An 18939-nucleotide genomic window follows, 5' to 3' on the forward strand; every position below is an offset into this window, starting at 1 on the left:
GCCTGAATCATAGGCAGCGGCAACAGGGCGCGCTCAAGCGGCGCGCCTTCGGCGAACGAATGACCGCGCGAGCATCAACCATGAATGAGTATCCAGCATGACCACGTTGACCTTCCGCAAGCCGAGCGCATTGCCCGGTTTTGGCCTGACACTCGGCATCACGGTGGCTTATCTGAGCCTCGTGGTGCTGATTCCATTGGCGGCGACCTTTCTGAAGACCGCGACGCTCGACTGGGATCAGTTCGTGCGCGCGGTCACGTCGCCACGCGTGCTCGCGTCGTATCGGCTGACGTTTTTCTCGGCGCTCGGCGGCGCGCTGATCAACGCGGTGTTCGGCTTTCTCGTCGCGTGGGTGTTGGTGCGCTATACGTTTCCGTTCAAGCGCATCGTCGATGCGGTCGTCGATCTGCCGTTCGCGCTGCCCACCTCGGTCGCGGGCATAGCGCTCGCGGCCGTGTATGCGGGCAACGGCTGGATCGGCCAGTTCCTCGCGCCGCTCGGTATCAAGATCGCGTTCACGCCGGCGGGCGTGCTGCTCGCGCTGACGTTCATCGGCCTGCCGTTCGTCGTGCGTACGGTGCAGCCGGTACTCGAGGAGTTCGAGCGCGAGCAGGAGGAGGCGGCCGCATGCCTCGGCGCGTCGCGCTGGCTCACGTTTCGCCGCGTCGTGCTGCCGGCCGTGTTTCCGGCGCTCCTGACCGGCTTCGCGCTCGCCTTCGCGCGCGCGCTCGGCGAATACGGCTCGGTGATCTTCATCGCCGGCAACGTGCCGATGAAGTCGGAGATCACGTCGCTGCTGATCATCACGAAGCTCGAGCAATACGACTATGCGGGCGCCACGGCACTCGCGGTCGTGATGCTGGTCGTGTCGTTCCTGATGCTGCTGTTCATCAACACGCTGCAGTGGTATCTGCAGCGGCGCACGAGCCGCGGCAACGCGCGGGCCGCGCCGGTGGTCACGAACGTCGTCGCAATCGGTGGGGGTGTGCAATGAGCCGCGTTCCGGCGAACCCGGCGAGCGCCGCGCGTCGCCCCGATCCGGTCAGCGAACCGCCCGTCGTGCGCTGGCTGCTGATTGGCCTCGCGCTGCTGTTTCTCGCGCTGTTTCTGCTCGTGCCGCTCGCCGCGGTGTTCTATCAGGCGCTGAACAAGGGGCTGGGGTTTTACTTCGCATCGCTTGTCGATCCGGATGCGCTATCGGCCATCAGGTTGACCCTGACCACCGCGGCGATCGCGGTGCCGCTGAACCTCGTGTTCGGCCTTGCGGCGTCGTGGTGTATCGCGAAGTTCGAATTCCGCGGCAAGGCGCTGCTGACCACGCTGATCGATCTGCCGTTTTCGGTGTCGCCCGTGATCTCCGGCCTGATCTACGTGCTGATGTTCGGCGCGCAGGGCTGGTTCGGCCCATGGCTCGAGGATCACAACGTGCAGATCATCTTCGCGGTGCCGGGCATCGTGCTCGCGACGATCTTCGTCACGTTCCCGTTCGTCGCGCGCGAGCTGATTCCGCTGATGCAGGCGCAAGGCAACGACGAGGAAGAAGCGGCCCACGTGCTCGGCGCATCGGGCTGGCAGACGTTTCGCCGCGTCACGCTGCCGAACGTCAAATGGGGTCTACTGTACGGCGTGATTCTTTGCAATGCGCGCGCGATGGGCGAGTTCGGCGCGGTGTCGGTCGTGTCGGGCCATATTCGCGGGCAAACCGACACGATGCCGCTGCACGTCGAAATCCTTTACAACGAATACAACTTCTCGGCCGCGTTCGCCGTGGCCTCGCTGCTCGCGCTGCTGGCGCTGGTCACGCTGGGGCTCAAGCTGCTGGCCGAGCGCCATATGTCGGCGGAACTGTCGGCGGCGCGCGAGGTGCCCGCGTATGCGGGGCCGGCGCCGTCCGGTGCTGTGCGGGCCGGCAGCGCGCAGTCCGCTTCTGATTCGTTTTTCATCAACGCCACGCCTGCGTCGCCGCGACATCCGCTCAAGCAAGGAGAGCTGTAAATGGGTATCACCGTTCGTAACCTGCACAAGCGCTTCGGCGATTTCGTCGCGCTCGACAACGTGTCGCTCGACTTTCCGCCGGGCGAACTGGTCGCGCTGCTCGGGCCGTCGGGTTGCGGCAAGACGACCTTGCTGCGCGTGATCGCCGGCCTCGAATACGCGGACGGCGGCCAGGTCGAGCTGCAAGGCCAGGACGTCGCGGCGGTCGGCGCACGCGAGCGCGAGGTAGGCTTCGTGTTCCAGCATTACGCGCTGTTCCGTCACATGACAGTGTTCGAGAACGTCGCATTCGGCCTGCGCGTGAAGCCGCGCAAGGAACGTCCGTCGGAGAAGGTGATTCGCGAGAAGGTGCACGAGTTGCTGAAACTCGTGCAACTCGATTGGCTCGCGCAACGCTATCCGTCGGAGCTGTCCGGCGGTCAGCGGCAGCGCATCGCGCTCGCGCGTGCGTTGGCGGTGGAGCCGAAGGTGCTGCTGCTCGACGAGCCGTTCGGCGCGCTCGACGCGAAGGTGCGCAAGGAACTGCGCAGCTGGCTGCGTCGCTTGCACGACGATCTGCATATCTCGACGATCTTCGTCACGCACGATCAGGAAGAAGCGCTCGAGGTGGCCGATCGCATCGTCGTGCTCAATCGCGGGCATGTCGAGCAGGTGGGCAGCCCCCAGGACGTGTACGACCATCCGCAGACGCCGTTCGTCTACGAGTTTCTCGGCGCGGCGAACCGTCTGCACGGCAGCGTCGATGCGCAAGGCTTCGTCGTCGACGGCGCCGCGCTGCCGGTCGCCATTGCGGCTGGTTTCAGCGGTCCTGCGTTTGCCTATGTGCGGCCGCACGATCTGCGGTTGTATCCGCAGGCGGCTGGGCATCGCGACGGCATCGTCGTCGACGTGCGGCGCGTGGTGACGCTTGGCGGCTCGGTGCGTGTCGAACTCGCGGGCCGCGAGGGCAATCTGCTCGAAGCCGAACTCGATCGCGAAACGTGGCGTGATCTGCAACTGACAATAGGCGACGGCGTGACGGCAGTGCCGCGCGCGTTACGCGTTTTTCCGGAGACAAATCGATGAATTTCCAGCAGTTGCGCTTCGTGCGCGAGGCCGTGCGTCAGAACATGAATCTGACCGAAGTGGCGAACGTGCTGTACACGTCGCAGTCGGGCGTATCGAAGCAGATCAAGGACCTCGAGGACGAACTCGGGGTCGACATTTTCATCCGCCGCGGCAAGCGTCTGACGGGGCTCACCGAGCCGGGCAAGGCGGTGCATCAGCTGATCGAGCGGATGCTGCTCGATGCGGAGAATCTGCGCCGTGTCGCGCGTCAGTACGCCGATCAGGACAGCGGTCATCTCGTCGTCGCGACCACCCACACGCAGGCGCGCTACGCGCTGCCTAAGGTGGTCCGGCAATTCACGAAGGTGTTCCCGAAAGTGCATCTGGCGCTGCGCCAGGGCAGCCCGCAGCAGATCGCGCAGATGATCATCAACGGCGAAGCGGATATCGGCATTTCGACCGAAGCGCTCGACCGTTTTCCCGACATCGTCACGTTCCCGTGCTATTCGTGGCATCACGTCGTGGTGGTGCCGAAGGATCACCCGCTCGTGGGCCGCGTGAATCTGACGCTCGACGAAATCGCCGACTATCCGATCGTCACCTATGACCAGGACTTCACGGGCCGCTCGCATATCGACCAGGCGTTCGCCAAAGCGGGCGCATTGCCCGACGTCGTGCTGACCGCGATCGACGCCGACGTGATCAAGACCTACGTGGAACTTGGCATGGGTATCGGCGTGGTCGCTGCGATGGCCTACGACCCCAAGCGCGACACGGAACTCGTCGCGCTGGACACGCAGCATCTGTTCGAGGCGAGCACGACCCGCGTCGGGCTGCGCAAGGGGGCATTCCTGCGCGCGTACGCCTATCGGCTGATCGAGATGTTCGCGCCGCAGTTGAGCGAGGCGGACATCGCGGCGCAGTTGCGCGAGGCGGCCTAGCGTCGCGAACAGCTTAGGGGTGAGACTTGCACCCGCACGGTGGGCGCAAAAAAATAGAGTCTTGCCGTGCCCGGCAAGACTCTCTCTAAACACCCGCTATACAGCTATTGGACTAACGGACCTTCTGCTGCTTACGTGACATGGCTATTAGAACTCGTAGCCAACCTGCGCACGTACACCAGCGTCACCCGTCGACGTGACCGACATCGCAGCGTTGACGAGCCACTTATTGTTCCGTGAGCGGTACGTGGCTCCTACTGCTGCGGCGCTGCCGCCCTTATAGGTCGCTCCACCCGCTGCGACGATTGTTTTGCCCGGGCCCGAAGGCGTCATGTTCGGCATTGCCATCGCTGCTGCGATACCTGCATAGGCGTTCTTCGCGACGTCGTTGATTGCCTGGTTGGTTGCGTTGATACGCTGATCGGTGTAGTTGTTGGCCTGCTGAAGGCCCTGTGCGACCGAGCTGTTCATCTGACCAACATTGACTGCATCCGTGTCCGCCGTACCCGCCGCGACGTTGGTGATCTGGCGTTCATTACCCGCTGAGCCCACCGATACCGAGTTATCGCGATCCGTCATCGAGCCCTGACCCAACGCGACCGAGTTCGCATTGCCAGCCTGCGAGCCGGTGCCGATCGCCGTCGAGTTGACGCCGGTCGCCGCTGCGTTGGTACCCACTGCCACCGCGTTCCCCGCTGCGGCGCTGGCGTTTGCCCCGACCACCGTGCTGCCCGCACCGGTACCCGGCATCGCCGCGTTAGCCACTGCGTCATTGTTGCGGTCCGGCGACGAAACATCCGGGGTGACCGGCTGGATGTTCGACACCTGGGAACCGAGATCCGTCACCTGGCCGTTGAGATCCGTCACCTGGTCCTGCAACGCCGACAGCTGGCCGAAGTTCACCGCGTCATACTGGCTCGTGCCGTTCGCCACATTGCTCAGGATCACCGGGCCTGCGCTCAGGCTTCCGCCGAGCGTCACAGAACCGAAGTTCACCGAGCCGTCAGCGTGACGGTCGTACTGCACCGCGCCCGACAGTTGCGTTCCGACGTCGCCCACCTGGTTCTGCAGCTTCGTGATGTCCGTGGTGTTCTCCGTCACCCGGTCATCGAGGTTGGTGACGGCATCGCCTACGCTATGCACCGTTGTACCACCCACGCTGTAGCTCGGTGCGCTGATCGTGCCATCCGCGTTCACGGCCGAGCCGCCACCCAGACCCGCGGCGACGCTCGCCGAGTTCGCATGCAGTTGGCTGCCATTGACGGCTTCCTTGCTGCCCGCAGCAATCGCACCTTCGGCCACGCCGCTCAGCGTGCGCGCGCCATCGGTGCCACCGAAGTCCACCGTCGTGCCGTCCAGGCCCCTGGCCACCGTGATGGCCTTGCTGGTCGCGTCCTGCTGCACCAGGCCGACGCTGCCGCCGTCCAGTTGCTGCGTCAGGTTCGTGACCGAGCCTTCCACGTTGGTCACGCGGCCCTCGATGCTGGTGATCGCCGTCTTGTTGGTCGCGACGTTCGTCGCGTTGTCCGCGATGCTGGCCGTGTTGGTCGTCACGTTCCGGTTGGTCGCGTGCAGCTGCGAACCGTTCACCGCTTCGGTGCTCGTGTCGCCCAGCGCGCCAGCCTTCACGCCGCTCAGCGTGCGCACGCCATCGGTGCCACCGAAGTCCACCGTCGTGCCGTCCAGGCCCCTGGCCACCGTGATGGCCTTGCTGGTCGCGTCCTGCTGCACCAGGCCGACGCTGCCGCCGTCCAGTTGTTGCGTCAGGTTCGTGACCGAGCCTTCCACGTCGGTCACGCGGCCGTCGATGCTGGTGATCGCCGTCTTGTTGGTCGCGACGTTCGTCGCATTGGCCGCAATGTCGGCCGTGTTGGTCATCACGTTCTGGTTGGTCGCGTACAGCTGCGAACCGTTCACCGCTTCGGTGCTGGTGTCGCCCAGCGCGCCAGCCTTCACGCCGTTCAGCGTGCGCACGCCATCGGTGCCGCCGAAATCCACCGTCGTGCCGTCAAGATCCTTGGCCACCGTGAGGTTCCGGGTCGCTGCGTCGTGCTGCACCAGACCGATGGTGCCGTCGTTCAGGTTGTTGGTGACGTTCGTGATGTTGGCTTTGTTGATCGCGATGTCATTACTGTTGTCGCGCGCGATGTTGTGGATCATCACCAGGCCATCGTTGAGGTCGTCCATCTTCGAGGCGTTGCGGCGCACGTTTTCGTCGATGTTGGCAACCGCGTCACCCACGTTGTTGACCGTCGTACCGCCCACGCTGTAGCTCGGCGCGCTGATCGTGCCATCCGACTTGATCGCCGCCCCACCGCCTAGCGCATTCACCACTCCTCCGAGCTGGCTCAGATTGACAGCATCCGTACCTTGGGTACCTGCAGCCAGGTTCACAATCTGGCGTTGGCCGGTGGTCGCGCCTACCGACACCGTATTCGCCCGGTCGGCCACCGAATTCACGCCCAAAGCTACGCTATTGGTGGCGGTGACGGTGCTTCCGAAACCGAGCGCCACAGAATTTGAGGCACTCACGGTTGAAGCTGGGCCGAAAGCTGCCGAGTGATCACCGTTGACAACGGCCATTTCGCCGAGTGCAATCGCGCCACCCCCGTTCGCCTTCGCCGAATCGCCGATGGCGATGGCCGAGCTACCGTCATAATTAACGTCGCCTTTAGCGTTTGCACCAGCACCAATCGCTATCGATGCAGCAGTGCTGGCAGAAGCAGCGGCGGTAGTAGTGGTCGCATTGTTAATAGCAATGTTGCCATAGGCGCCAATAGGATTCGTAACATTAGCGGCAGCATTCCCACTGTAGCCGGCAATCACACCCAAGGCTACGCCGATGCTACCCATCACGCAGTGTGACTTGCTGCGCTTGCCGCGACGCGCAGTGTGCTCGGATGCAGCCACCCACGACCCAAGGGCTTCACTCCAGATGCTGACATAGGACTTGTTCATGGCATGATTCCTTTTAAAGTTTGAAAAGAATTGAGTTATGCGAACTAATGCCAAATCGCCGTTGCCATTTCTTGCTGTTCAATATCAGCTGCAAAAACGGGGGCGATGACGATCCAGAAAGCTCATGGCCGCAGTACGAATCGGCCAGATTTCTGCTGAGCCAATCCAGGGCCGGCCTTTGCTAAATCTCTGTAACTGGGTTCAGTCTATATTTTTGAGATTAGGCAAAAATAGGTCAGGTCCGAATCGACGCTGACCGGCATTTGAGCGCTGCAGCGCGTGAGTTGGCGGTACCTGCCTGTAATTGCGGAAAGCGTGGCAACGCCAGCAATCTCGACACGACGACAGATAGTAGAAAGGGGCCCCTCATGTGTTTCATCAAGTATCAGCAGTTCAGCGATGTCCGCCTTCAATACTTGCGCTGAGGAGTGCAACTGGGCGTCGCACGGGATTCAGGCCCGCTCGCATGTTGCGCGCACGCGGGGCGAGCCTGCGTCCGGTTTTTCACGCATGGCGGCGCATAGCGCATCGCTTACAATCGCCGCCATGAATACCTCGACTTCTCCCTCTCTCCCGATTCCCCCCGGTCATAGCACCGCGCCGCCGCTGCCGCGCATCGCGGTGCTCGCGACCGGCGGCACGATCGCCGGCTCGGCCCCGGATGCCGCCAATACGTCTGGCTATCAGGCGGGCGTCGTCGGCGTCGATCAGCTGCTCGCGGCGGTGCCGGCGTTGTCCGCGGTCGCGCGAATCGCGCCCGAGCAGATCGCCAGCGTCGACAGCAAGGACATGGCGATGCCGCTATGGACCACGCTCGGGCAACGCATCGACACGCTGCTCGCGACGGACGACGTCGACGGCGTGGTGGTCACGCACGGTACCGATACGCTCGAAGAAACCGCTTACCTGCTGCATCTGACCGTCAAGTCGGACAAGCCGGTCGTGCTGACCGCGGCGATGCGCCCAGCGTCGGCGCTCTCCGCCGACGGTCCGCTGAATCTGCTCAATGCGGTGACGGTCGCCGCGCACGCGGCGGCACGCGGGCAGGGCGTGCTGGTCGCGTTCAACAACCGGATCCACAGCGCGCGCGACGTCGTGAAAACGAGCACGTATGCGGTCGATGCGTTCCAGTCGCCAGAGATCGGCGCGCTCGGTTGGGTGCAGGATGGCCGGGTCGAATTCCAGCGCGGCGTGGTGCGCGCGCATACGTTGGCGAGCGAATTCACGCTCGATGCGGCGTGGCCGCAGGTGGAGATCGTCACGAGCTATGCGGGAGTGTCGCGGATCGCTATCGATGCGCTGGTCGCCGCGGGTGTGCGCGGCATCGTCGTGGCGGGTACGGGCAATGGCTCGATCCACCAGTCGTTGCAGCAGGCGCTGGCGGATGCCGCGTTGCGCGGCGTGGCGGTGGTGCGCTCGTCGCGCGTGGGTTCGGGGCATGTGATGCGCAACGGCGCGGCGGCCGACGATGCGCTCGGGTTCGTCAGCGCTGGTTCGCTGAATCCGTACAAGGCGAGGGTGTTGCTGATGCTGGCGCTGGCCGCGGGCCATACCGCGCCGGCGGCGTTGCAAAAGGTCTTCGATACGTATTGATCGCGACGATCGCGACCGCGCAGCCGATACCGGTCGTATCGACACGGGCAGCGAAATGGCGCAACGCAGAATCCGACAGCCGGACACCCGACGACGACGTCTGACCGACCAAGGCTTCCCCGGCGTCGCCGGGTGCCGCTGCGGACCCCACTTGCCGCTCTCAGCCCAGAGCGGCGCGATTTGCCCGTTCGGCCGCGCCAGCAGCCCTCGCTGCCACGCGACCAACGGGCGCCCCACCAGTGCTCACGGTGACGTCGCCGATGCCCAGGCGAATCACAGAGCAATCACGCAGACCTCAGGCCGCGTTCGCTTCGTTGCTGTCCGGCGTCTGCGCGACCTCATGATTCGCCATGATCTCGAGTGCACGCACCATCGCGGAGTGATCCCATGCCTTGCCGCCGTTCGCCGCGCAGACGCTAAACAGCTGTTGCGCGCTCGCGGTATGCGGCAGCGCGATGCCGAGCTTGCGCGCGCCGTCGAGCGCCAGATTCAGGTCCTTCTGATGCAGCTCGATGCGAAAGCCCGGCTTGAACGTGCGCTTCGTCATGCGCTCGCCATGCACTTCGAGAATCCGCGACGCCGCGAAGCCGCCCATCAGTGCCTTGCGCACTCGCTCGGGATCGGCGCCCGAACGCGACGCGAACAGCAGCGCTTCGGCCACCGCCTCGATGTTGAGCGCGACGATGATCTGGTTCGCGACCTTGCAGGTCTGACCCGCGCCGTTCTCGCCGATCAACGAAATATTCTTGCCCATCAGTTCGAACAGCGGCCTGGCCAGCGCAAAGGCTTTCTCGGGACCCCCGACCATGATCGTCAGCGACGCGTCGCGCGCGCCGATTTCACCGCCGGATACCGGTGCATCGAGATAGTCGACGCCGAGCGCGTTGATTTTCTTCGCGAACGCCTGGGTGTCGAGCGGCGAAATCGAACTCATGTCGATCACGAGCTTGCCTAGGGTGAGACCCGTGGCGACACCGTCGTCGGCGAACAGCACATTGGCGACGTCAGGTGTGTCCGGCACCATGATGATGACGATGTCGGCAGCCCGCGCGACCGCGGTCGAACTGGCGACCACGCTCGCGCTCTTCGCGATGTCGTCCGGCACCGGATACGCGCCGTTAACGAACAGCGCGTGACCGCCCTTGATGAGGTTGCGCGCCATGTGGGCGCCCATGATGCCGAGCCCGATGAAGCCGATCTTTGCCATGTGTGTGAATCTCCTGGGTGATAGGGGCGTGCGTCGATGATCTTCACGTAGTCGAGAGGATGCTCGATGCGTGTCAAGCCGCCGCGTGCGCGGCGCCGCACGTCTGACCGGCCACGCTTTGCACCCAGCCGAGGCCGGCCGCGGTCGTCGCGCGCGGCTTGTATTCGCAACCGACGTAACCGTCGTAGCCGAGTGAGTCGAGTAGCGCGAACAGATACGGATAATTGATCTCGCCGGTGCCCGGTTCGTGCCGCCCGGGGTTGTCGGCAAGCTGGATGTGCGCGATCTGCGCGAGGTTCTTTTCGATCGTCGCCGCGAGTTCGCCTTCCATCCGCTGCATGTGATAGATGTCGTATTGCAGGAACAGATTGTCCGAGCCGACCTCGCGAATCACATCGAGTGCGTCGCGCGAACGGTTCAGCGCGAAGCCTGGAATGTCGTACGAGTTGCACGGCTCGACGAGCAGCCGGATGCCGGCCTTCTTCAACTCGCGCGCGGCGAAGCGCAGGTTGTCGACGATCGTCGCGCGGGCGGTGTCGGCGTCGACGTTCGCGCCGGGAATGCCGACGAGGCAGTTCAGTTGCGGCACCTTCAGTGCGCTGGCGTATTCGATCGCGCGGCCGACGCCTTCCTGAAACTCGCCGACCCGATCGGGCAAACACGCAATGCCGCGTTCGCCGGCTTCCCAGTTGCCCGCCGGCAAGTTGTGCAGCACCAGCTTCAGGCGGGCCTGTTGCAGACGTTCGCTCAATTCGGCGATCGAATACGGATACGGAAACAGGAATTCGACGGCATGAAAGCCGGCATGTGCGGCCGCCGCGAAGCGCTCGAGGAACGGCACTTCGTTGAACAGCATCGTCAGGTTCGCTGCGAATTTCGGCATGGTGCGTATGTCTCTCAGGTCGGTCAGGGAATGGCGCGGGTGCCACGCTTAGTCGAGCAGGCTGATCGCAGTCGGCGCGTCCGCGCGCTTTTCGGCCAGTTCTTCGAACTCGTTGATCGCATCGATCTCGGTGCCCATCGAGATGTTGGTTACGCGTTCGAGAATCACTTCGACGATCACCGGCACGTTGAATTCGGCGAGCATCGACTGGGCTTTTTGCAGCGCCGGCTTTAGCTCCTCCGGCTTGAACACGCGAATCGCCTTGCAACCCAGACCTTCGGCCACCGCGACGTGATCGACGCCATAGCCGTTCATCTCCGGCGAGTTGATGTTTTCGAAGCCGAGCTGCACGCAGTAGTCCATCTCGAACGCGCGCTGCGCTTGACGAATCAGCCCAAGGTAAGAGTTGTTCACGACCACATGCACATACGGCAGCTTGAATTGCGCGCCGGCCGCGAGCTCTTCGATCATGAACTGGAAGTCGTAGTCGCCGGACAGTGCGACGATCGGCCGTTGCGGATCGGCCGCGCGCACCCCGAGCGCCGCCGGAATCGTCCAGCCGAGCGGGCCCGCCTGGCCGCAGTTGATCCAGTTGCGCGCCTTGTAGACGTGCAGGAATTGTGCCGCGGCGATCTGCGACAAGCCGATCGTGCTCACGTAGCACGTATCGTGACCGAACACCTGGTTCATCTCTTCGTAGACGCGCTGCGGCTTCATCGGCACGTTGTCGAAGTGCGTCTTGCGCAGCATCGTGCGCTTGCGTTGCTGGCAATCGGCGACCCACGCGCTGCGATCCCTCAGCTTGCCCGCGGCCTTCCATTCGCTGGCGACTTCGACGAACAGTTCGAGCGCGGCCTTCGCGTCCGACACGATGCCGAGATCCGGGCCGAACACGCGGCCGATCTGCGTCGGTTCGATATCGACGTGCACGAACTTGCGCCCCTTCGTATAGACATCGATGCTGCCGGTGTGACGGTTTGCCCAGCGGTTGCCGATGCCGAGCACGAAGTCGGACGCGAGCATCGTCGCGTTGCCGTAGCGATGCGAGGTCTGCAGACCGACCATGCCGACCATCAGCGGATGGTCGTCGGCAATCGCGCCCCACGACATCAGCGTCGGGATCACCGGCACGCCGACCGTTTCGGCGAACGTCACGAGCAGGTCTTCGGCCACCGCGTTCAGCACGCCGCCGCCCGATACGATCAGCGGCTTGTCGGCATCGTTGAGCAGCGTGAGCGCCGCCTCGATCTGCTTGCGGGTTGCCTTCGGCTTGTAGACCGGCAGCGGCTCGTACGTGTCGATGTCGAATTCGATTTCGGCGAGCTGCACGTCGATGGGCAGATCGACCAGCACCGGGCCCGGACGGCCCGAGCGCATCAGATGAAACGCCTGCTGAAACACACGCGGCACCAGTGCCGGCTCGCGCACGGTCACGGCCCATTTGGTGACGGGCTTCGCGATCGATTCGATATCGACGGCCTGGAAGTCCTCCTTGTACAGCCGCGCGCGCGGCGCCTGGCCTGTGATGGCCAGAATGGGAATCGAGTCGGCCTGCGCGGAGTACAAACCGGTGATCATGTCGGTGCCGGCGGGACCCGACGTGCCGATGCACACGCCGATGTTGCCCGGCTGCGCGCGGGTGTAGCCCTCGGCCATGTGCGACGCACCCTCGACGTGACGCGCGAGCACGTGGCTGATGCCGCCGGCTTTGCGCATCGCCGAGTAGAACGGATTGATCGCGGCGCCTGGCACGCCGAACGCGGTATCGATGCCTTCCTTTTCGAGCACCAGAACGGCGGCGTCGACGGCTCTCATTTTGGCCATGAATGTCTCCTGAATGTCGGGGAATTACGTCGGTTGGAGGACACTGTAGGCTTGCGCCAAAGGTTTGATAAGATCAGTCCGGGTCGCTTATTCCGAAACAAAAAGTATTGAATGGCGTGAAGGCCGGCGCACTGCCAGCGGCAGCTCGCCGGCAGCCAGGTGGGAGACGAGCATGGACCGCTTCAAGCAGATCGAAACCTTCGTGCGGGTCGCCGATGCCGGCAGTCTCGCCGCGGCGGCGCTGGAGGAGGGGGTGTCGCCGGTGATCCTCGGGCGGCGTATCGACGCCCTCGAAAAGCGCCTCGGCGTGAAGCTCATGTATCGCACCACCCGGCGGCTCGTGGTCAGCGAGGACGGCGCCGCATTTCTCGAACGCTGCCGGGGGCTCCTCAGCGAATGGGATCAGGCGGAAAACGAACTGAGCGCGGGGCGTCGCGCGGTGAACGGCCATCTGATCGTGTCGGCGCCGGCCGCGTTCGGGCGCAAGCACGTCGCGCCGCTCGCGCCCGCGTTCTTGCGCGACAAGCCCGGATTGCAGATGTCGTTCAATCTGACGGATCGGGTCGTCGATCTGGTGCGCGAGGGCTACGACCTGTCGATTCGCATTGGCGGCGCCGTCGATCCGAACTTCGTCGCGGTGAAGCTCGCGTCGAACCGGCGTGTGGTGTGCGGCACGCCCGACTATTTCCGCCGCCACGGCAAGCCGAAGACGCTCGAGGATCTGCCGGCCCACAACTGCCTCGCGTTCAATCTGCAAGGCGGGCAGAACCGCGGCTGGTACTTCCGCCGCAACGGCAAGCTCGCGACGGTGCGGGTTGGCGGCTCGCTCGACTGCAACGATGGCGAACTGCTGCATCGCTGGGTCTCGGAGGGGCTCGGACTCGGCTGGCGCTCCACCTGGGAAATCCAGCGCCAACTCGCGCGCGGCGAGCTCGAAACCGTGCTCGACGAGTATGCGTTGCCCGATTACGACATTCTTGCGGTGTACCCGCAGCAGCGCTACGTGCCGGCGCGCGTGCGCTATTTCATCGACTATCTGAAAGACGTCTACGCGAGCGACGACTACTGGAGCCGGTCGTCGTACTAGTTGGCGCGCGGCGCGCGCAGCCGATCGCGGTGTTTTTGCGAATCTTCGCGTGAGTCGGGAATAAACTGGGTCTATGGCCAGTTCTGCCGTGAAAGACACGTCACGAACGACGCGTCGCGGGGCGCGCAACAGCAGCGACCCGCACGACGCAGCCATGCCCTTGGAGGGGCCCACGTGGTCCAGACCGACTCAGACGCCGCCCGCGCGCGGGGCGACTCAAACGCCGGCACCGACGCCGATGCCGATGCCGCGAAAAGCCGCCGCTTCCAGCAGCTGGCGTTGCCGCATCTGGACGCCGCGTACAACCTCGCGCGCTGGCTGTGCGGCAATCCGAACGATGCCGAGGACGTCGTGCAGGAAGCGTTCATGCGCGCGTTCCGCTTCTTCGATACTTTTCGCGGCGACTCCGCGCGGCCGTGGCTGCTCGCGATCGTACGTCGCACCTGGTACACGGAATGGCGGCGGCGCGCGCCGTCGCACGACATGCTCGAATTCGACGAAACCATGGACGACGCGACCCTCGACGGCTGGAGTGCGGGCGGCGACGATCCGCAGACGCTGCTGATCCGTGACGAGGACGCACGACAGGTGCACGAGGCGTTGGCGCGTTTGCCGGTCGAGTATCGCGAGGTGCTCATTTTGCGTGAATTCGAGGAGATGGGATATCGCGAGATCGCGCTGGTGGCCGACGTGCCGATCGGGACGGTGATGTCCCGGCTCGCGCGTGGGCGGCGCAAGCTGGCGGAGGTATTGATGGCGCTGCAGCAAGGCGGGGGGGCGGTTGGCGGGGGGCGCAAAGGCGGGCAGGGTGGGCGGCGCGCGCCGACGGATGCGCCGCTTGATCCGGCTGCGCAGTCGGGGCGACTCGCGCGGTCTGCGGCCTCGGCGTCTTCTCCGTCCTCTGCGTCCTCGGCGTCCTCTACGTTCCCCGCCCAGCCAACGCGAAGTTCCGGCGAGGGTCGCCCAGCATCATCGGCGGACGGGCCCGCCACCGCATCGGTGACACAGCTCCGGGCGTTTGCCGACGGCCGGCCTCTCAACATTCCCGGCCCCGCCGCTGGCCCCGCTCAGGAGACGCCGGATGGACTGTAACGAAGCTCGGCCGCTCCTCGATGCGAATGCCGATCACGAACTACCGGCGCCCGATGCGCGCCGGGTGCAGCAGCATATCGAGAGCTGCGACGACTGCCGGCGCGTGAGCGATAACCTCCGCGCGCTGAGCGGTGCGCTGCGCGCAGCGCCGTATCATCGGGCGCCGCAGGCGTTGCGGGCGCGAATCGTGGCGGGCTTGCCCGGCGCGCTCGATAAAGCGACCGCGGGGTCGGCCGCGACGGCGGCGCCTGACGATGTACCGAAGGAGTCCGCGGGGAACGCTGCCACCGGCATCACGGAGCCGGCGACGCAGGAACCGCGGCGTCAGCGTCGCGGCGCGCGATGGCCCGCGTGGCTCGCCGGATGGTTCAGGGGCTTCAGCGGTTCAGGTGGCGCGGACCGCTCGGGTGCACCGAGTGGCCGGTGCGATTCACGGGGGCGGCAAGCGGACGCCGGCGGTGGGAGCGGCTGGACCGGCTTCGGCGGCCCGCTCGCCGCGGGCGGTGTGAATCGCGCGGCCGCGCGCGGCGGTCTCGCAGCACTGGTGATCGCGTTGTGCGCGGCCGCCGCGGTCCTGACGCTGACGCTGCGCCGCCCCGCCGAATTCACGGCATTCACCGACGAACTCGTTGCAAGCCATGTGCGCGCGCAGATATCCGGCCGAGACATCGACGTCATTTCGACCGACCGTCACACGGTCAAGCCGTGGTTCAACGGCCGGATCGACTATTCGCCGCCGGTCGAGGATCTCGCGGCGAGCGGCTTCGCGCTGCAGGGCGGCCGGCTCGACTACCTCGCGCATCGGCGGGTCGCGGTGCTCGTCTACCGCTCCGGCAAGCATGTGATCGACGTGTACGTGCTCCCGCAGTCCGCGGCGGGGGGCGCGGCGCCGGCATCGCTCGGTCACGACGGCTATTCGATCGCGCACTGGGACGCGGCGGGCATGACCTGGTGGGCGATCACGGACGCCGCGCCGGACGCGCTGAGCGGCTTCGAAGCGGCGCTCAGAGCGCGTCTGCAGAGCGGCAGCCAGCGCACGGAAGCGGGTTGAGTGGCCATAGCGTTCCGGCTCGCGCGACCCGCCGCCTCTAAGCTCTTGAAAACACATCCGATTCCGCCGCAGAATCGGCGCTATACCTTGCAACCCGTCCCCATTCGAGTTACACTCTTCGGCTTCTCACTTGCCGCACCGGTTCCGACGCCCGGGCGGCTTCTATCCAAAAGTCAGCACAAGGAGTGTGTAATGCGTCATTACGAAATCGTTTTTATCGTGCATCCGGATCAGAGCGAGCAGGTGCCCGCCATGATCGAGCGTTACAAGAGCACGATCACGTCGCACGGTGGTCAGATCCACCGCGTCGAAGACTGGGGCCGTCGCCAACTGGCCTACATGATCGAGAAACTCGCGAAGGCTCACTACGTCTGCATGAACATCGAATGCGACCAGACCACGCTCGACGAACTGGAACACGCGTTCAAGTTCAACGACGCCGTTCTGCGTCACCTCATCGTCAAGATGAAGAAGGCCGAAACCGGCCCGTCGCCGATGATGAAGGAAGTGCACCGCGAAGAAGCCAAGAAGTCGGCAGCCGCTCAGCCGACCGAAGCGCAGGCTTAAGACTCACTATTTAAGCTGCCAGACACGCAGCGTCGCTCCGCTCAAGTACACGAAGGCATACACAGGTACATGAACCGGCTGCAACTCACGGCCAGCGTCGTCGAACGCGAACCGGTGCGGTATACCCCCGCTGGCGTTCCGATTGCAGGCTGCACGTTGCACCACCGCACGGAAGTCGTCGAGGCGGGCATTGCCCGTCAGGTCGAACTCACCATGCAGGCGGTTGCCGCGGGCGAAGCGAGCGGTAAGCTCGAAAACTGTCAGATGGGCGTCGAAACGCTCTTCACGGGTTTTCTGGCTAAAAAGCACCGTAACGCGCGAACTCTGGTATTTCACATCACAGCATTGCAGGACATTGGAAAGGACTAATCATGCCCCGCCCGACTGGTAAAAAATTCGACAAGCGTCGTCAGCAACAGAACCCGCTGTTCAAGCGCAAGAAGTTCTGCCGTTTCACGGCTGCTGGCGTCGAGTACATCGACTACAAAGACATCGAAACGCTGAAGGACTTCATCGGCGAGAACGGCAAGATCACGCCGGCGCGTCTCACGGGTACGAAGGCGCATTATCAACGCCAGCTGGACACGGCCATCAAGCGCGCGCGTTTCCTCGCGCTGGTGCCGTACACCGACCAGCACAAGGCCTAACCCGACGACGCGATAAGGAGCATTCGAATGCAAATCATTCTTCTGGAAAAAGTCGTCAATCTGGGTAACCTGGGCGACATCGTGAAGGTCAAGGACGGTTACGCACGTAACTTCCTGATCCCGAACAAGAAAGCTCGCCGTGCAACGAAGGAAGCCCTGGCTGAGTTCGAAGTGCGCCGCGCGGAACTCGAAAAGACCGCTGCCGAAAAGCTGGCAGCCGCTCAGGCTCAAGGCGAAAAGCTGGCAGGCCAGACCGTTCAGGTCAATCAGAAGGCTGGCGTCGACGGCCGTCTGTTCGGCTCGGTGACGAACGCCGACATCGCCGCAGCGCTCGGCAAGCAAGGCTTCCAAGTCGAAAAGTCGCAAGTGCGTCTGCCGGAAGGCCCGCTGAAGATGGTCGGCGAGCACCCGGTTCAGGTTTCGCTGCACACCGACGTTCTCGTCGATGTGACGGTGGCTGTGATCGGCGAGCACGCCTAAGTCGACCGCTGAGCATCACGCAGTACCAGCCAGCACTTGGCTGGTGAAGGGCAGGGGCCGGGCAACCGGCCCCTGCTTTTTTTGTGCCCGACTATCTGTCGAGTATTCCCGGGTTTGCGTTTATTCCGCTCGCAGCCGTCGCTGGATTGCCCGATAATTCCTCCCCATGAACGCACCGTCCAAAGATCCCCAACTCGAGTCGCTGAAAGTCCCGCCGCATTCGATCGAAGCCGAGCAATCGGTACTGGGCGGCCTGTTGCTCGACAATGCGGCGTGGGACCGCATCGCCGACTTCCTCGCGCAAAGCGACTTCTACCGCTACGACCACCGCATCATCTTCGAGCACATCGGCAAGCTGATCGCGGCCACGCGGCCGGCCGACGTGATCACCGTCTACGAAGCGCTCGGCACCGCGGGCAAGGCGGAAGACGTCGGCGGCCTCGCTTACCTGAATGCGCTCGCACAGAACACGCCGAGCGCGGCGAATATCCGCCGCTATGCGGAAATCGTCCGCGACCGTGCGGTGCTGCGCCGGCTCGTGTCGGTCGCCGACGAAATCTCTGCCGACGCGTTCAACCCGCAAGGCAAGGAAGTCCGGCAATTGCTGGATGAAGCGGAATCGAAGGTGTTCTCGATCGCCGAAGACGGCGCGCGCGGCACCCAGGGCTTTCTCGAGATCGGGCCGCTGCTGACCGAAGTGGTCGAACGGATCGACACGCTCTATCACACCGCCAATCCGAGCGACGTGACGGGTACGCCGACCGGCTTCGTCGATCTGGACCGCATGACGTCGGGGATGCACGGCGGTGAGCTGATCATCGTCGCGGGCCGTCCGTCGATGGGTAAGACGGCGTTTTCGATGAACGTCGGCGAATATGTAGCGGTCGAGTACGGGCTGCCCGTCGCGGTGTTCTCGATGGAAATGCCGGGCACTCAGCTCACGATGCGTATGCTGGGCTCGGTCGGCCGGCTCGATCAGCATCGCATGCGAACCGGGCGGCTGACCGACGAGGATTGGCCCAAGCTCACGCACGCGGTGCAGAAAATGAGCGAGGCGCAGATCTTCATCGACGAAACCGGCGGTCTTAACCCGATGGAACTGCGCTCGCGCGCGCGCCGGCTGTCGCGCCAGTGCGGCAAGCTCGGCCTCATCATCATCGACTACCTGCAGCTGATGAGCGGCTCGTCGTCGGGCGAGAACCGCGCGACCGAAATCTCGGAGATCTCGCGCTCGCTGAAAAGCCTCGCGAAGGAACTTGACGTACCGGTGATCGCGTTGTCGCAGCTTAACCGCGGCCTCGAGCAGCGGCCGAACAAGCGCCCGATCATGTCGGACCTGCGGGAGTCGGGTGCGATCGAGCAGGATGCCGACGTCATCCTGTTTATTTACCGCGACGAAGTGTATAACCCGGACAGCCCCGACAAGGGCACCGCGGAGATCATCATCGGTAAGCAGCGAAACGGTCCGATCGGTCCAGTTCGCCTCACGTTCCACGGCCAATACACGAAGTTCGACAACTTTGCCGGAGCGCAGAACTTCTACGGCGGCGAATGACGCGAGACGTCG

The 18939-nt window shown here is 64.2% G+C and carries 17 protein-coding genes; 13 read left to right on the top strand and 4 right to left on the bottom strand.

The genetic code is table 11. The features are described from left to right. Positions 1 to 97 precede the first annotated feature (97 nt). The 4 genes from cysT to BJG93_RS06650 are packed head-to-tail and all read left to right on the top strand — an operon-like array spanning position 98 to position 3983. A complete protein-coding gene (gene cysT, locus BJG93_RS06635; RefSeq protein WP_027197530.1) occupies positions 98 to 994 on the top strand; it encodes a sulfate ABC transporter permease subunit CysT in 897 nt (298 codons plus the stop codon). Next, the gene (gene cysW, locus BJG93_RS06640) at positions 991 to 1995 is read left to right on the top strand and encodes a sulfate ABC transporter permease subunit CysW (protein ID WP_027197531.1); all 1005 of its coding nucleotides are present in this window, start codon (positions 991 to 993) and stop codon (positions 1993 to 1995) included. The genes cysT and cysW overlap by 4 nt, the downstream gene beginning before the upstream one ends. Continuing rightward, on the top strand, positions 1996 to 3060 hold the full coding sequence (locus tag BJG93_RS06645) for a sulfate/molybdate ABC transporter ATP-binding protein (protein WP_027197532.1): 1065 nt from the start codon (positions 1996 to 1998) through the stop codon (positions 3058 to 3060). Then, a complete protein-coding gene (locus BJG93_RS06650; RefSeq protein WP_027197533.1) occupies positions 3057 to 3983 on the top strand; it encodes a CysB family HTH-type transcriptional regulator in 927 nt (308 codons plus the stop codon). Before BJG93_RS06645 ends, BJG93_RS06650 begins: the two co-directional genes overlap by 4 nt. Before the next feature lie 147 nt (positions 3984 to 4130). Here BJG93_RS06650 and BJG93_RS06655 read toward each other — a convergent pair whose 3' ends face one another. Beyond that, entirely contained in the window at positions 4131 to 6941 is a 2811-nt protein-coding gene (locus BJG93_RS06655; RefSeq protein ID WP_082194630.1) for a YadA-like family protein, read from the bottom strand. A gap of 546 nt (positions 6942 to 7487) precedes the next feature. On the opposite strand from BJG93_RS06655, the gene BJG93_RS06660 reads away from it, so the two are divergent. Next, complete coding sequence (locus BJG93_RS06660; protein ID WP_034479954.1) at positions 7488 to 8534, top strand: asparaginase; 1047 nt, start codon at positions 7488 to 7490, stop codon at positions 8532 to 8534. 295 nt (positions 8535 to 8829) lie between these two features. Here BJG93_RS06660 and BJG93_RS06665 read toward each other — a convergent pair whose 3' ends face one another. The 3 genes from BJG93_RS06665 to gcl all read right to left on the bottom strand — a co-directional run bounded on the left by BJG93_RS06665 (position 8830) and on the right by gcl (position 12448). Then, entirely contained in the window at positions 8830 to 9741 is a 912-nt protein-coding gene (locus BJG93_RS06665) for a 2-hydroxy-3-oxopropionate reductase (RefSeq protein ID WP_027197535.1), read from the bottom strand. A 73-nt stretch (positions 9742 to 9814) separates the two neighbouring features. Continuing rightward, the gene (hyi, locus tag BJG93_RS06670) at positions 9815 to 10624 is read right to left on the bottom strand and encodes a hydroxypyruvate isomerase (RefSeq protein ID WP_027197536.1); all 810 of its coding nucleotides are present in this window, start codon (positions 10622 to 10624) and stop codon (positions 9815 to 9817) included. A 48-nt stretch (positions 10625 to 10672) separates the two neighbouring features. After that, complete coding sequence (gcl, locus tag BJG93_RS06675; protein WP_027197537.1) at positions 10673 to 12448, bottom strand: glyoxylate carboligase; 1776 nt, start codon at positions 12446 to 12448, stop codon at positions 10673 to 10675. 172 nt (positions 12449 to 12620) lie between these two features. Between gcl and BJG93_RS06680 the strand changes: the two genes are divergently transcribed. The 8 genes from BJG93_RS06680 to BJG93_RS06715 all read left to right on the top strand — a co-directional run bounded on the left by BJG93_RS06680 (position 12621) and on the right by BJG93_RS06715 (position 18927). Beyond that, the gene (locus tag BJG93_RS06680; protein WP_027197538.1) at positions 12621 to 13535 is read left to right on the top strand and encodes a substrate binding domain-containing protein; all 915 of its coding nucleotides are present in this window, start codon (positions 12621 to 12623) and stop codon (positions 13533 to 13535) included. 174 nt (positions 13536 to 13709) lie between these two features. Then, on the top strand, positions 13710 to 14627 hold the full coding sequence (locus BJG93_RS06685) for an RNA polymerase sigma factor (RefSeq protein ID WP_027197539.1): 918 nt from the start codon (positions 13710 to 13712) through the stop codon (positions 14625 to 14627). Beyond that, positions 14617 to 15678, top strand: coding sequence for an anti-sigma factor family protein (locus tag BJG93_RS06690; RefSeq protein ID WP_027197540.1), 1062 nt, complete (start codon positions 14617 to 14619; stop codon positions 15676 to 15678). The genes BJG93_RS06685 and BJG93_RS06690 overlap by 11 nt, the downstream gene beginning before the upstream one ends. Before the next feature lie 192 nt (positions 15679 to 15870). Next, on the top strand, positions 15871 to 16245 hold the full coding sequence (gene rpsF / locus BJG93_RS06695) for a 30S ribosomal protein S6 (protein WP_027197541.1): 375 nt from the start codon (positions 15871 to 15873) through the stop codon (positions 16243 to 16245). Positions 16246 to 16314: 69 nt separating this feature from the next. After that, positions 16315 to 16614, top strand: coding sequence for a primosomal replication protein N (gene priB / locus BJG93_RS06700; protein ID WP_027197542.1), 300 nt, complete (start codon positions 16315 to 16317; stop codon positions 16612 to 16614). Between the two features lie 2 nt (positions 16615 to 16616). After that, positions 16617 to 16892, top strand: a complete 276-nt coding sequence (rpsR, locus tag BJG93_RS06705) for a 30S ribosomal protein S18 (protein WP_013588504.1) — start codon at positions 16617 to 16619, stop codon at positions 16890 to 16892. Positions 16893 to 16919: 27 nt separating this feature from the next. Beyond that, complete coding sequence (rplI, locus tag BJG93_RS06710; RefSeq protein WP_027197543.1) at positions 16920 to 17372, top strand: 50S ribosomal protein L9; 453 nt, start codon at positions 16920 to 16922, stop codon at positions 17370 to 17372. Positions 17373 to 17538: 166 nt separating this feature from the next. After that, complete coding sequence (locus BJG93_RS06715; protein ID WP_027197544.1) at positions 17539 to 18927, top strand: replicative DNA helicase; 1389 nt, start codon at positions 17539 to 17541, stop codon at positions 18925 to 18927. Positions 18928 to 18939: the final 12 nt, after the last annotated feature.

This window comes from Paraburkholderia sprentiae WSM5005 (genome assembly GCF_001865575.2).
GTDB classification, from domain to species: Bacteria; Pseudomonadota; Gammaproteobacteria; order Burkholderiales; family Burkholderiaceae; genus Paraburkholderia; species Paraburkholderia sprentiae.